At 62.1% G+C, this 12,897-nt stretch carries 14 protein-coding genes; 8 read left to right on the forward strand and 6 right to left on the reverse strand.

Annotation, left to right across the window (positions count from 1 at the left end; translation table 11 throughout):
- Positions 1-61: 61 nt before the first annotated feature.
- A complete protein-coding gene (locus tag P3T17_RS20920; protein WP_429286286.1) occupies positions 62-1,126 on the reverse strand; it encodes a sigma-54 interaction domain-containing protein in 1,065 nt (354 codons plus the stop codon).
- A 497-nt stretch (positions 1,127-1,623) separates the two neighbouring features.
- On the opposite strand from P3T17_RS20920, the gene P3T17_RS20925 reads away from it, so the two are divergent.
- The 6 genes from P3T17_RS20925 to otsA all read left to right on the forward strand — a co-directional run bounded on the left by P3T17_RS20925 (position 1,624) and on the right by otsA (position 6,375).
- The gene (locus P3T17_RS20925) at positions 1,624-1,941 is read left to right on the forward strand and encodes a DUF883 family protein (RefSeq protein ID WP_074265454.1); all 318 of its coding nucleotides are present in this window, start codon (positions 1,624-1,626) and stop codon (positions 1,939-1,941) included.
- Between the two features lie 121 nt (positions 1,942-2,062).
- Positions 2,063-2,329 (forward strand): hypothetical protein, encoded by a 267-nt coding sequence (locus tag P3T17_RS20930; protein WP_429408748.1) that lies wholly within the window; start codon positions 2,063-2,065, stop codon positions 2,327-2,329.
- Positions 2,330-2,653: 324 nt separating this feature from the next.
- On the forward strand, positions 2,654-4,057 hold the full coding sequence (locus P3T17_RS20935; RefSeq protein ID WP_074265452.1) for a sigma-54-dependent transcriptional regulator: 1,404 nt from the start codon (positions 2,654-2,656) through the stop codon (positions 4,055-4,057).
- Positions 4,058-4,132: 75 nt separating this feature from the next.
- Positions 4,133-4,324 carry a hypothetical protein gene (locus tag P3T17_RS20940; RefSeq protein ID WP_429408749.1) on the forward strand — a complete coding sequence of 64 codons (192 nt, stop codon included), beginning with the start codon at positions 4,133-4,135 and terminating at the stop codon, positions 4,322-4,324.
- Positions 4,325-4,518: 194 nt separating this feature from the next.
- Positions 4,519-4,761: a hypothetical protein gene (locus P3T17_RS20945; protein WP_429408750.1), complete on the forward strand. Its 243-nt coding sequence runs from the start codon at positions 4,519-4,521 to the stop codon at positions 4,759-4,761.
- A gap of 189 nt (positions 4,762-4,950) precedes the next feature.
- On the forward strand, positions 4,951-6,375 hold the full coding sequence (gene otsA / locus P3T17_RS20950; RefSeq protein ID WP_074265449.1) for an alpha,alpha-trehalose-phosphate synthase (UDP-forming): 1,425 nt from the start codon (positions 4,951-4,953) through the stop codon (positions 6,373-6,375).
- A gap of 325 nt (positions 6,376-6,700) precedes the next feature.
- Here the strand turns inward: otsA and P3T17_RS20955 are convergent, their stop codons facing one another.
- The 5 genes from P3T17_RS20955 to P3T17_RS20975 all read right to left on the reverse strand — a co-directional run bounded on the left by P3T17_RS20955 (position 6,701) and on the right by P3T17_RS20975 (position 11,513).
- Complete coding sequence (locus P3T17_RS20955; protein ID WP_429408751.1) at positions 6,701-8,140, reverse strand: MFS transporter; 1,440 nt, start codon at positions 8,138-8,140, stop codon at positions 6,701-6,703.
- A 171-nt stretch (positions 8,141-8,311) separates the two neighbouring features.
- Positions 8,312-8,815 (reverse strand): YbhB/YbcL family Raf kinase inhibitor-like protein, encoded by a 504-nt coding sequence (locus P3T17_RS20960; RefSeq protein ID WP_074265447.1) that lies wholly within the window; start codon positions 8,813-8,815, stop codon positions 8,312-8,314.
- A gap of 261 nt (positions 8,816-9,076) precedes the next feature.
- On the reverse strand, positions 9,077-9,523 hold the full coding sequence (locus P3T17_RS20965; protein ID WP_429408752.1) for a very short patch repair endonuclease: 447 nt from the start codon (positions 9,521-9,523) through the stop codon (positions 9,077-9,079).
- Positions 9,523-10,761, reverse strand: coding sequence for a DNA (cytosine-5-)-methyltransferase (gene dcm, locus P3T17_RS20970; protein ID WP_429286280.1), 1,239 nt, complete (start codon positions 10,759-10,761; stop codon positions 9,523-9,525). The genes P3T17_RS20965 and dcm overlap by 1 nt, the downstream gene beginning before the upstream one ends.
- A gap of 434 nt (positions 10,762-11,195) precedes the next feature.
- The gene (locus P3T17_RS20975) at positions 11,196-11,513 is read right to left on the reverse strand and encodes a hypothetical protein (RefSeq protein WP_429286279.1); all 318 of its coding nucleotides are present in this window, start codon (positions 11,511-11,513) and stop codon (positions 11,196-11,198) included.
- Positions 11,514-11,668: 155 nt separating this feature from the next.
- Between P3T17_RS20975 and P3T17_RS20980 the strand changes: the two genes are divergently transcribed.
- Together P3T17_RS20980 and P3T17_RS20985 are read left to right on the forward strand one after the other, a co-directional pair.
- Entirely contained in the window at positions 11,669-11,860 is a 192-nt protein-coding gene (locus P3T17_RS20980) for a CsbD family protein (protein WP_074265443.1), read from the forward strand.
- A 332-nt stretch (positions 11,861-12,192) separates the two neighbouring features.
- The gene (locus tag P3T17_RS20985; protein WP_429408753.1) at positions 12,193-12,897 is read left to right on the forward strand and encodes a glutathione binding-like protein; all 705 of its coding nucleotides are present in this window, start codon (positions 12,193-12,195) and stop codon (positions 12,895-12,897) included.

Here is a 12,897-nt window from a genome sequence, read left to right on the forward strand (position 1 = left end):
ATGATGCGCCGCGCGGCCTTTTCTGGCTTGGCTTTTCACGCGCAGCGCAGACAGGCGACTGTCAGGACTCGCTTTCTTTTTCTTCGGTCGCGTCGTCGGTGCCGTACGTGCTAAGCCGGTTGTAGAGCGTCTTCAGGCTCACGCCGAGTGCCTTCGCCGCGCGACGTTTGTCGCCGCCGCAGTACTTCAGTGTGCCGAGGATGATCTGCTTCTGCGCATCAGCAAGCGGCGTGCCGATCCAGACACTCATCGCATCGCCCTGGGTGACCGCTTTCTTCACGCGTGACGCGAGGTGCGGATGAGGCAGTTCGACGGATTTCTCGGCGAGGATGAAGGCGCGGTAAATGGCGTTTTTCAGTTCGCGCACATTGCCCGGCCACGACCAGGTTCGCAGCGTTTCAATCGAACGTTTGCTGAAGCTCTTGCTGGTGCTTTCCTGTGCGTTCAACGCGGCGAGGAAATGCTGCGCCAACAATTCACGATCGCCTTCGCGCTCGCGCAGCGGCGGCGCGCGCAGCGGAAACACGGCGAGCCGATACATCAGGTCTTCGCGCAAACCGTTTTCTTTCACGGCGATCGCAGGGTCACGGTTGGTGGCCGCGATCACTCGCACGTCGCTCTGAATCAGTTCGTTGCCGCCGACCCGATAAAACGTGCCGGTCTCCAGCGCGCGCAGCAGCTTCACTTGACGCACCGGCGCCATCTCGGTGATTTCGTCGAGAAACAGCGTGCCGCCGTTGGCGTGTTCGAAGTAGCCGACGCGGCCCTGCACGGCGCCTGTGAAGCTGCCTTTTTCGTGGCCGAACAGTTCGGCTTCGATCAGTTCATCAGGGATCGCGCCGCAGTTGACGGCGATGAAGGGCGCGTCCTTGCGCCCGCTGTGATCGTGAATCGTGCGGGCGATCAGTTCCTTGCCGGTGCCGGATTCGCCGATGATCAGCGCGGTTGCGTCGGTGGAGGCCACGCGTTCGATTTGTTCGTATAAATCCAGCATGACGGGCGAAGAGCCGTACAGCAGACCGTACGACTTCAGGCCCGCGACGCCCTCCGTCACGCGAGACTTCCCCCCTGCCGCTGCGTCGCCGCCGGAGGCAAGTGTGGGGGAGTCCAGATCGATTGACGCCATAACCAGGTTGTCCTGTGCAAATGTGTTCGATAGTGCCGCGCAGGCCTGTGAAGAGGGTGAGCCTGTGCATTCATGCAATGGATCACTATCTCATAAAAATTGATTTAACCATCGGTGGCTTGTCACGGCAACGTGCATGTCGACGACGAATGCGGATCGAAGCAAGCCACTAAAAAATTGTGCCGCGTGTTGCCGTCCAAAGCGCATGCTCGGCGCGTGAAGTGTCTGTTTTGCGACGGCGCGCTTACGACGGTGCATTGGTGGCGGTCTGTCTGAATGCCGATCGGTGCGCACAGTCAGCCGGCAATATTGACCGCCGACCGGATATCGAATCGGCACGATTGTCGCGATTGCCGATGCGGAACTCGGTACGCTGCTATCGATCGACTAGATTATCGGGTATGCCGTTTGCAACCCTATCACTTTTGGGACGTGCGGCGCGTTTCCGGCTGGTTTGCGACGCCAAACGCGCGCCGACATAGAGATAGGAGCGACTCATGACTCACACGACACAACAGCTTGAACTCGGGCGGCAGAAGATCGTTGACGACTTGCGGGTGCTGCTGACCGACTCGGAGGAAATACTGCGACTCGCCGCCAACGTGCCGGGTGAAGGTGTCGAGGCATTGCGCGAGCGCCTCGGGGCGCACGTCGAGACCCTGCAAGCGGCGATCGGCGATGCGCAAGGCGCGGCGCAGCGGCGCTACCGGGTCGCCACGGTGAACGCCGAGCGTTATGTGCGGCACAACCCTTGGCGCGCCCTCGGAATTTCTGCCAGTGTGGGATTTCTGCTCGGCGTGCTGGCAACACGCTAGACGGCGCAGCGGACGGTCTGCCTGCCCGCTGTCTGTCAGGACAACCTTAAAGGGCTTGGTCGGACGAGGCAACGGCACTGAATGATTCCATTGATTACCGGCTTACGTATGGAGGTTGAACATGGCACGGCCCAGGATCGGCATTTTCGGCGCATTGGTGGCTGTAGGCGGTTTGCTGGCGTGGCGCTGGGCGCAAAAGCACCGCGCCTCGCAGGCGCATCTGAACCGGGACCTGAGTCGCTGGGAGGACGAGGGCGGAGCGGTTGTCAACGTTGCTCAAACTGCTCCGGCGACCGCGAGTCCGGCGGGTGCGGCCCCCGCCACCGGTACAAACGGCGCGAGCCATCCAAACGGACTCGGTGAAGCATGGCCGTTTCCGCACAGCTGAGCCGCATACGCCTCGCGCGAGTTGTCTCGGTTGTTGTCAAAAGGGCCGCAGTTGGGTGTAAGGCAAACCTGACAATTCGCCGCAATAAAGTTTTATAATGGGGATTCATACAACAATAGGACCACTCGGCGCCGCGTAACACGTATATTGTTGCGAATTTGTGCCAGGTGCGGTTTTTTGCTGGAGCTCGAGGAGGCGCCCCGAAAGTTAGTGGGTCCTCACGTCGCCGCCTTCTGTTTGCGGGGACGTACCAGCGCCCAGCCGTTTTTCCATGCCTTCACGCATGCCATCCACAACCAGACCCCTTCGGGCTTTCGAGACGCGATGCCACACGTATTGATTGTTGATGACGATGCCGGTACCCGCGAGGCGCTCGCTGCCATCATTGGCGAAGACGGCCTCACCACTGCCACTGCAGGCGATCTGCGCGAAGCGCGTATCCAGCTGGTCCGGCAGATGCCGGATGTCGTGTTTACCGACCTGAAGCTGCCGGACGGCAGCGGGGTTGACCTGTTCGAAGACCTCGACCCGCGCTCCGGCGTCGAAGTTATTGTGATTACCGGCCATGCCACGGTCGAATCGGCCGTCAACGCCCTCAAGATGGGCGCGACCGATTATCTGGTGAAGCCGATCAACATGCAGCGCGTGAAGGCAATTCTGTCGCGCCTGCCGCGCCCCGGCGATCTCAAGGCGGAAATCGGTACGTTGCGCGGCGAGTTGCGCCGTATGGGCCGCTTTGGGTTGATGCTCGGCAATTCGCCGGCCATGCAGGAGGTCTACGACCAGATTGGCCGCGTCGCGCCTACTGCAGCATCGGTGATGCTGGTAGGCGAGTCCGGCACCGGCAAGGAAGTGGCCGCGCAGACCTTGCACCAGTTGAGCTTGCGCCGTAAGCACGCGTTTCTCGCGGTGAACTGCGGCGCCATTTCGCCGAACCTGATCGAATCGGAAATGTTCGGCCATGAACGGGGTTCGTTCACGGGCGCAGACCGGCAGCACAAAGGCTATTTCGAAAGGGCCAACGGCGGCACGCTTTTCCTCGACGAAATCACCGAAATGCCTATCGAACTGCAGGTGAAGCTGCTGCGGGTGCTCGAAACCGGCATGTTCATGCGGGTCGGCACCACGAAGGAAATCGAAACCGACGTGCGGCTGATTGCGGCGACCAATCGTGATCCGGAGCAGGCAGTGCTCGAAGGCAAGCTGCGTCTGGATCTGTATCACCGCCTGAACGTGTTTCCGATCAGCCTGCCGCCGCTGCGCGAACGCGGCAAGGACGTCGATTTGCTGGCGCAGGCGTTCCTCGACGATCTCAACGAGCGTCACGGCACGCGAAAGCATTTCCCGCCGGCGGTAAAGGAAATGCTGATGTCCTATCCATGGCCTGGCAATGTGCGCGAACTGAAGAACTATGTGCAGCGCGCGCACATCATGTCGGGCACGGATTCCGATAACACGGCGACGGTGCCGTTGCAGATCACGCTGTCCAAACCGGCCGCCGGCACGGCGATCACGATTCCATTCGGTACCTCGCTTGCCGAAGCGGACCGTCAGCTGATTCTTGCTACCCTTGAGCAGTGCGGTGGCGTGAAAACCCGCGCAGCGGAAATTCTCGGCATCAGTCTGAAGACGCTGTACAACCGGCTGGTCGAGTACGGCAATGATGCCAGCCGCGAGGACGGGGACGCTTCAGACGAATCGCGCGCCCTGGGCGGTGCCGACGCCTGAGGTTGTTGCACCGGGGCGCTTGCGCCCCGGCATAGGCCTTGCTGCGATTGTCCCAAACGCACACAAGGGACTTCTATGCCGTCGCCTACCCACGCTACTGTGCTCGAGGCGCATCGCCCCGAGCCGACTGACCCGCCCAACCCTCACGAGCCCGATACGGTGCCGGACCCGACCCGCGAACCGGTCGAACCCACTGCACCGCCTATCGGCGATCCGCCTCCGCAGCCGAATGAGACGCCGCATATTTCGCGCGGTGCGCTCTTGTAGTTGGCGCTCTGACGCGACTTTCGAGGCGCCGGCCACTTCGCTCCTTATCATTTTGTGGCCGCCATCAGCGTTTCGTTCGTTGATGTACTTGTTACAAAGCCGGCGACGGTTTTACCGGCAAATTACTGTCGTGAGCCCTAGACTATGTTGATGCCGTCAACGAGGGCGGCGGGCTTCCCCAGGAGGCATCGATCATGAGACACCCGGCATTGCGGCGCTCCGCGCGCCATTCGAAGCGCGATTCGCGCCCCGGCGGCGGAGCAGGGACTTCGCCATCGGGCGGCCCGTCTGCAGGAGCGGACTCGCCAGGACACGATCCAGCAGGGCAGAACCGCATTGCGCCCGACGCGCCACCGGACGGCGAACACAACCAGGGTGGGGTACGCCCGGAAGGCATCGAATATCAGCGTGACCTCGGTTCCGAGCAGGACGCCTGACTGATTTCGTCGTTTCCTCATACGAAGCAAAAAATTTTCGCGCGATGCCTGCGGACGGCAGGTTTCTGCTTGCCTGTCACATTTGCACACATTTTTATTCCGCGAATTTAGAGATACGGCACGCGACTTGCATGCACCACGACGGCACATCCCCGCATGCAACGAACAACTGAATGAGGTGGAGCACCAATGAGCAGATTGATTGTGGTTTCGAATCGTGTCGCGCCGACGCAGGAAGGCCGCCCCGCAGCAGGTGGTCTTGCAATCGGTGTACTGGACGCCCTCAAGGAAACAGGCGGCGTATGGTTCGGCTGGAGCGGCGAAACGGTGGCAGAGCCATCGGCGCCGGTAATCGAAAAGCAGGGCAACGTGACTTACGCGACGGTGGGTCTCACCAAGCGCGACTACGATCAGTACTACCGCGGCTTTTCGAATGCGACGTTATGGCCGACTTTCCACTACCGCAACGACTTGTCGCGCTTCGATCGTCAGGAGTACGCCGGTTACCTGCGCGTGAACCAGACGCTCGCGAAGCAGTTGAAGGAGATGGTCAAGCCCGATGACATCATCTGGGTCCATGACTACCACTTGCTGCCGTTTGCGAAGTGCTTGCGCGAACTCGGCGTGAAAAACCCGATTGGCTTCTTCCTGCATATTCCGTTTCCGGTGCCGGAAGTGTTGCGTAGCGTGCCGCCGCACGAGGAACTCGTGAAGGCCATGTGCAGCTACGACGTGGTCGGCTTCCAGACTGAAGCGGACCGGCAGTCGTTTGTCGACTATATCGAGCGCGGGCAGCACGGCACGTCGAGCGACGACGGCATGGTGCACGCCTATAACCGTTTCCTCAAAGTCGCGGCCTATCCGATCGGGATCTATCCCGATGCAATCGCCAAAGCCGCGGAGCAGTTCACCGACCGCAAACCGGTGCGCAGCCTGCGCGATGGCATGCGCGGCCGCAAGCTGATCATGAGCGTGGACCGCCTCGATTATTCGAAGGGGCTGGTCGAGCGCTTCCAGGCCTTCGAGCGGTTGCTTCTCACGGCGCCCGGTTGGCACGGCCGCGTCTCGTTGGTGCAGATTGCACCGCCGACGCGCTCGGACGTGCAAACATATCAGCGCATTCGTCAGACGCTTGAGGGTGAAGCGGGGCGTATCAATGGCCGCTTTGCGCAGCTCGACTGGACGCCGATTCAATATCTGAACCGCAAGTACGAACGCAATCTGCTGATGGCCTTGTTCAGGCAGTCGCAAGTGGGTTATGTGACGCCGCTGCGCGACGGGATGAATCTGGTTGCGAAGGAGTACGTGGCATCTCAGGATCCCGCGGATCCGGGCGTGCTGGTGCTGTCGCAGTTTGCCGGCGCAGCCGAGCAGTTGCCGGGTGCACTGGTGGTGAATCCGTTCGACCTGTCGCAGATGGCCGAAGCACTCGAACGTGCGCTGTCCATGCCGCTCGCGGAACGACAGGCCCGTCATGCGGACATGATGGCGCCGCTGCGCGAGAACAATCTGTCGGTGTGGCGCGATACGTTCCTCGCGGACCTGCGCAACGTGGCGACGGCGTCTTCGGTGACGGCCAAAGCGGTAAAGCTCGCGGACGTGGCAGCAACCTGAAGCGTTGAAGTGACTAAGCGCTCAATGTGGCGCTCAGTCGTGATGATGCGCTCAGGTGTCGGCGGGTCTCAGTTGCTCGCTGTCACGTCGAATCGATCAGGCGGTGAGTTGAGGTTCGGTGCCGCTGTCTGCGGTCCACTCAATGCTACGAAAGCATGCGAACGGCGGCCACCAGGCCGCCGTTTTTGCTTGTGCGTGGTGGACGTGCTGAAGGGTAATGCGAGCCTTTGAGGTTCGCGTTATGCGTGTTTCGGATTCGTGAAGCTGTTGTGCGGCACTGGCTACTCATATCCAAATCCACGTCCTCGTCTGCGAAAACGCGAGCCTATGCAGCGGCCGGAGTTGTCCGCTGCATCACGCGCAACGTGCTCACCACTGACGCTACCGCCGCAAAACCCGCTGCCACATACAGCGCGACGGTCGGCCCGTGCTGCGGCACGGTGCCGAAGATCACCGCCACCAGCGCGGCACCGAGCGTCTGTCCGGTCAGTCGCGCAGTGCCCAGCATGCCGCTCGCGCCACCACTACGCGCGCGCGGCGCCGACGCCAGCATGGTGCGATTGTTCGGCGACTGGAAGATGCCGAAGCCCGCGCCGCATACCGCCATGCGCCAGGCGATCTGCAGACTATCCGGATGTGTGCCGAGCGTGGCGAGCAGCAGCAGACCCACCGTCATGGCAACGAGTCCGATTCCACCGAGCAAGCCCGCCGACATACGATCCGACAGCACGCCCGAAAGCGGCGCGGCGACGATGATGACGAGTGGCCAGGGCGTCATCAGCAAGCCAGTCTGAACCTGCGACAAGCCGAGGTTGTCCTGCATCATGAACGGCAACGAAAGGAACGCCAGCATTTGCGCCGCGAACGAGCAAACCGAGGTGCCGACCGATAGCGCAAACACCGGAATGCGCAGCAGATCCACGGGCAGTAGCGGCGCGGGCTGCGTCAACTGCCGGTGTACGAGGAAATAGCCGATCACCACGGCGCCGATCGCTTCGAGCGCGATATAGCCCCAGGCTTCGCCGTGTCCGAGTCCGTCGACCGCGAAGATCAGCAGGCCGAATGCGAACGCGTTCATCACGGCACTCAGATAATCGTATGGCGCCTTGTGGCCGGGGTTGACCGGCAGCGCCTTGAAGCCGGTGGCGATGGCCGCGAGACCGATCGGCACATTGATGGCAAAGAGCCATGGCCACGGCGCGATGGCGAGTACCCCAGAGGCCACCGTCGGACCGACCGCGGACGAGACCGCCACCACCATCGCGTTGATGGCGACGCCGCGCCCGAGCTGGGCTGGCGGATAGATGGTACGTACGAGGGCCGTGTTGACGCTCATGATGCCCGCTGCGCCGAACCCCTGAATCACTCGCGCGGCGGCGAGCGTCACCAGCGAAGTGGACAGCGAGCAGCCGAGCGAGGCGACGGTGAACAGGATCAGTCCGCCCAGATAAACACGCCGATAGCCGATACGGTCACCTAACGACGCCAGCGGTAGTAGCGAGATCGTGATCGCAAGCTGATACGCGTTGACGACCCAGATCGACGCGGCGGCGCTCGCATGCAGATCGCGCGCGATGGTGGGTAGCGCCACGTTGGCGATAGCGCTGTCGAGCACGGCGAGGGTAATGCCGAGCGCCACGACCACAATCGCCCAGTAGCGCTGCGGCAGGGGCAGACCGAGTTCGGGGTCGGGCGGGAGGGAGTGGGCGCCGGCGGGAGCGCCTGCGGGACTGGAACCGTCTTTACCGGAAGCGTGTGCGTGCATCGTCTCAGGAGTTATGTGCGAGTTCGGGTGGGAGCACACGGCGCGCATCCTGCGCCGCGCCGCTCTGCCTCGTTGCCCGGTTCTCGCTGCGTTTTCTTGGCGTTTTCTTGGCGCTTTCGTGGCGGCGCCGCAGTGGCCCTGGAGCGCACCGCAGCGCCACTGTGCGCGTGATTATTTCAGCTCGTACAGACCGGTATGCGTCGTCGAATCGAGTTCGTTCAGGTGAGTCATGAAACGGGCGACCGCATTGGTCGTCTCCGCATTGATCGGCAGGTGCGCAACCTTCAGCGCATGCAAGCGGAAAATGTAGCGGTGGGCCTTGTCGCCGCGCGGCGGCGCTGCGCCGCCGAAGCCGACTGTGCCGTAGTCGTTGCGAACCTGTAGCGCGCCTTGCGGCAGCAGGCTGCCGTCGACCTTGCCGGCGTTGCGCGGCAGCGAGCGGACATCAGCCGGAATATTGACTACGACCCAGTGCCAGAAACCGCTGCCGGTTGGCGCATCGGGATCGTGGACGGTGAGGGCGAAGCTTTGCGTGTCTTCCGGCGGTGCTTCCCACTGCAACGACGGAGAGATGTTCTCGCCATCTACGCCGAACGCCTTGTCGTGGTATTCCTGCGCTTTCGGCATGAAGCCGTTGGTGGGAAAGTCGTCGGACCAGAGACGGAAATCAGCCATCATATGCCTCCTTCAGGTGGTTCCCAGATGGGGCGAGCTGCCGGAAAAACGCGTACTGCGCATTGTGCTGGCAGACTCGCGGACAGACCCGGGTGAGCCAATCGAGTGTATCACCGGCGGCTCGTCTGCCTGGTCGAGGCGGGCTGGGTCACGCCCGCCTCTCGCCCGCTTGCGGACAGGCGTTCACTGGGAATGATGTGCGGTTATCGGGCGGCTCATTTACAGCGGGTTTGCAATGAGCCGGCAAACTGAGCCGGGGCCTCAGCCGCGCTCGTCGAGTTCGGAGACGTCGCTGTGCAGCCAGTCGACCAGTCGTTGTAGAACGCCGTCGAGGTCCCGATTGGCTCCACGCAATGCGCATTCCCACACTACGCCGACGCGCCAGCCGGCCGCGAGCAGAGCTGCGCGCGACCTCTCGTCGTTGGCGCGGTTGCGGCCGATCTTTTCGCGCCAGAAGTCCGGGCGCGTCTGTGGCCATTTGAAGAGCGGGCAATCGTGGCCATGCCAGAAGCAGCCGTGCACGAAGATAACCGCGCGGTAGCGAGGCAGAACGATGTCGGGGCGGCCCGGCAGATCGCGCGCGTCCAGCCGAAAACGGAAGCCCCGCCGGTGCAGCAGGCTGCGGATCAGCAACTCCGGCTTGGTATTGCGTCCGCGAATGCCGGACATCATCCGGCTGCGGGTGGCGGCGTCGACGATGTCGACCATCAGTTCGCGCGCAGGCGCGCCTGCACGTGCGGCAGCATGATGCGCGCGACTTCCTGCATCACCGGCATCACAACGCTATTGCCGAACTGGCGGTAGGCCTGGGTGTCGCTGACGGGAATCCGGAAGGTGTCGGGAAATCCCATGAGTCGGGCACATTCGCGTGGCGTGAGGCGGCGCGGACGCAGCCGCTTTCCCTGGGAGACGAGGATTTCGGAGCCGTCCTTGTGGTAACGGGCCGATAGGGTGCGCGTCACGCTATCGGGGTAGGCCATGCCGAAACCGAAGCCGTTGCCTGCCGCGCGATGCTTTTCCGCGTAGTTCTGCAGATAGGTCCACAGATTCGGCGTGAGCGTGTACTTCGGCTGCACGCGTTGTTTCGCGTGATCGAAGAAGCGGTCGTGGTCCCACGGCAGCACCGGTTCGCTGCCGTCGGTACGGTGCAGGATCGAGCCGAGCCGCGGGCCGACGCTCGGCAGACGCAGGTCGTCCCATGAGAACGCGGTCTTGCCGCGAAAGCCGACGATGATGATGCGCTCGCGGTGTTGCGGCGTGAAATGCTGGCCATCGACGACCTTGTAGTGCACTTCATAGCCCAGTTCGTCGCGCAAGGTCTGGAGGATGACTTCGAAGGTGCGGCCCTTGTCGTGGGAGAGCAGATTCTTCACGTTCTCCAGCAGAAACGCTGCAGGCTGCTTGGCCGCGATGATGCGGGCGACGTCGAAGAACAGCGTCCCCTGAGTGGAGCACTCGAAGCCGTGCGGCCGGCCCATCGCGTTCTTCTTGCTGACGCCCGCGATCGAGAACGGCTGGCAGGGAAAGCCGCCGAGCAGGACGTCGTGCGCCGGCACCTCGCTGGCGGGAAACGACACGATATCGCCGATAAACGAGTGATCCGCGCCGTAGTTTTCCAGGTAGGTCTTCTTCGAGAAATCGTTCCACTCGCTTGTGAAGACGCACGCGCCGCCCTGCGCCTCGAAGCCCATGCGGATGCCGCCGATGCCGGCGAACAGATCGATGAAGCGGAAATTGGCTGTCCCGTTAGCCGCACCGTGCTTGACCGCCGCGCCGCCCTGCAGCAGATCGCGCAGCGCGGGTTCGAGCATCGACGGACAGGGCGTTTCACCTTTTTCCCAGCGGCGCACGGTCTTGATGTCCTTGCCAACGTGAGCGGCGATTTCTCGTTGGGTGAAGCGTGTGCGCGCCTGTTGTAGCAGCTCGAGCGGTGGGGCCTGGGTCACTAGCGGTCCTTGCTGGGGATTTTTGCGGACATTATGACCTGGAGTTGTCCCTTTTTCCTGTTTTTCCCCGCGTTGGGTGAGCAAAAGTGGCTGAAACGGCGCGTTGTGGCTCGGCACCGAGGCAAAAATATCGCCGCGGCGAGCATTGATCGCCGTATTGGCACGGCGGGAGGTACGGTTACGTGCTTGGGGGACCGCTTAAAGCAGCCAGCTTGCAGACATGTCAGACAAGAAAGCTGTCCGTATAGGTGCCGCGTTAGGTAGTGTTATTGCGGGCGTGATTTAGGGTTGTTAGGCTTATCCCTAGTGACGCTGATCTCCGCGTTACCGTGTGTTCAGCCGCGGCCCCGAGTCCGCGGCTTTTTTTTACCTGCTGGTTTGCCGGTAAAAGCGGGAAACGAGGGAAGGCGCGACCTGTCCAGAGGGCGGGGCGGTCAGCGAACGCGCCGTGCCTGCGCCGGGCGTTTTTCGTGCGCGCCGAGCGGCAGCGTTTTCCAGGCGGGGAGGCTGTCGGCGGGATCGAACTGGGTGAGTACCAACAGAAGGCTGTCGACTGCGCACAGTTGCGCGTGGCTCAGATGCCCGGTATCGAGCAACTTGTTCAGACGCCCGCGCCAGTAGGCAGGCGGCAGGATCGGGCCGGCCAGATCGCCGAGTAGTGAGGGCTCCATCACGCGACGGATGTGCGCAATGTCCTGATCGATAAACGTCGCCAGCAAGGCGTTGTTCGGCGCGGTCGGAATAGGGTCCATGCCTCGTTATCGGCAGGGTAAATGGCGACTTTAGGGCTGCGCGTAAAAATTTTTTCGGGTGGCATGGCAGGGGGATGAGAGTCGGGCACGGCCGTTGCGGGGATGAAAGTACTGGCGCAATGTCGCGTCGGCACTGCAATCGCATGGAGTCGAACATGAACAAAGACCAAGTGAAGGGTGTGGGCGAGCAAGTCAAGGGCAAGGTCAACGAAGCCGTCGGCAAGGCCACGGGCAACAAGACCCAGGAACTGAAGGGCGATCTCCAGCAAGGCGCGGGCGAAATCCGCAAGGCCTACGGCGATGGCAAGGAACAAGCCAAGGACAACGCCAAGCGGAATGCGCCGTAAGTCAGGTGATCCGGTTTGACGGAAAAGGCGCTTCGGCGCCTTTTCTTTTCCCTGACGCGCTGCAACGGTCTTCGCGCACGTGCTGAGCTGGTTAATTAGCATAACTTCTTAAGTTGCGCCGGACAGCCTTCTTGCAGCCGATAGGCGATTGGCTGGACTCCCTCGTCTTCGCGGGTCCGTGAGTTGCCATGGGCGTTGGATAACCCCGCGTTGCGCGAACCCGGAAAAGTTTTGCCGGAGCGTTTATATTGGACGCCTCGTTCTCTGGGCGGGTTTGTCCCGCACAGAGAACATCGTCACCGCTCCAGTCCATCCAGACCGACAAGGTTTCTATGACCGATCTTTCCGCTTTTCCCATCACCGCCAAGTGGCCGGCCCAGCATCCCGAGCGCTTGCAGCTCTATTCGCTGCCTACGCCCAATGGCGTCAAGGTGTCGATCATGCTCGAGGAGACCGGCCTTGCCTATGAACCGCATCTGGTGCGCTTCGACACGAACGATCAGATGTCGCCGGAATTCCTCTCGCTCAATCCGAACAACAAGATTCCGGCCATCATCGATCCGAACGGTCCCGACGGCAAGCCGCTGCCGTTGTTCGAGTCCGGCGCGATCCTGATTTACCTGGCCGAAAAGACCGGCCAGTTCATGCCGCAGGATGCCGCTGGCCGTTACGAGACGATTCAATGGGTGATGTTCCAGATGGGCGGCATCGGTCCGATGTTCGGTCAACTGGGTTTCTTCCATAAATTCGCCGGCAAGGAGTACGAGGACAAGCGGCCGCGCGACCGCTATGTGGCGGAAGCGAAGCGCCTGCTCGCCGTGCTGGCGAAGCGGCTAAGCGGCCGTGCGTGGCTGATGGGCGACGCGTACACGATCGCCGATATCGCGACTTTCCCGTGGGTGCGTAACCTGATCGGCTTTTACGAGGCCGCGGAGCTGGTGGGGATTGAGGATTTTCCCGGCGTCAAGCGGGCGCTTGACGCGTTTGTCGCTCGACCGGCAGTGGCGCGTGGGCTGGATATTCCGAAGCGGAATTGA

This window comes from Paraburkholderia sp. GAS82 (assembly GCF_050436285.1).
In the GTDB taxonomy this organism is placed as follows: domain Bacteria; phylum Pseudomonadota; class Gammaproteobacteria; order Burkholderiales; family Burkholderiaceae; genus Paraburkholderia; species Paraburkholderia phenazinium_B.

Excerpts from the sequence above, each read along its gene's own strand:
- P3T17_RS20920 (WP_429286286.1), bottom strand. The coding sequence starts at position 1,126 with ATGGCGTCAATCGATCTGGACTCCCCCACACTTGCCTCCGGCGGCGAC.
- P3T17_RS20925 (WP_074265454.1), top strand. The coding sequence starts at position 1,624 with ATGACTCACACGACACAACAGCTTGAACTCGGGCGGCAGAAGATCGTT.
- P3T17_RS20930 (WP_429408748.1), top strand. The coding sequence starts at position 2,063 with ATGGCACGGCCCAGGATCGGCATTTTCGGCGCATTGGTGGCTGTAGGC.
- P3T17_RS20935 (WP_074265452.1), top strand. The coding sequence starts at position 2,654 with ATGCCACACGTATTGATTGTTGATGACGATGCCGGTACCCGCGAGGCG.
- P3T17_RS20940 (WP_429408749.1), top strand. The coding sequence starts at position 4,133 with ATGCCGTCGCCTACCCACGCTACTGTGCTCGAGGCGCATCGCCCCGAG.
- P3T17_RS20945 (WP_429408750.1), top strand. The coding sequence starts at position 4,519 with ATGAGACACCCGGCATTGCGGCGCTCCGCGCGCCATTCGAAGCGCGAT.
- otsA (WP_074265449.1), top strand. The coding sequence starts at position 4,951 with ATGAGCAGATTGATTGTGGTTTCGAATCGTGTCGCGCCGACGCAGGAA.
- P3T17_RS20955 (WP_429408751.1), bottom strand. The coding sequence starts at position 8,140 with ATGCACGCACACGCTTCCGGTAAAGACGGTTCCAGTCCCGCAGGCGCT.
- P3T17_RS20960 (WP_074265447.1), bottom strand. The coding sequence starts at position 8,815 with ATGGCTGATTTCCGTCTCTGGTCCGACGACTTTCCCACCAACGGCTTC.
- P3T17_RS20965 (WP_429408752.1), bottom strand. The coding sequence starts at position 9,523 with ATGGTCGACATCGTCGACGCCGCCACCCGCAGCCGGATGATGTCCGGC.
- P3T17_RS20975 (WP_429286279.1), bottom strand. The coding sequence starts at position 11,513 with ATGGACCCTATTCCGACCGCGCCGAACAACGCCTTGCTGGCGACGTTT.
- P3T17_RS20980 (WP_074265443.1), top strand. The coding sequence starts at position 11,669 with ATGAACAAAGACCAAGTGAAGGGTGTGGGCGAGCAAGTCAAGGGCAAG.
- P3T17_RS20985 (WP_429408753.1), top strand. The coding sequence starts at position 12,193 with ATGACCGATCTTTCCGCTTTTCCCATCACCGCCAAGTGGCCGGCCCAG.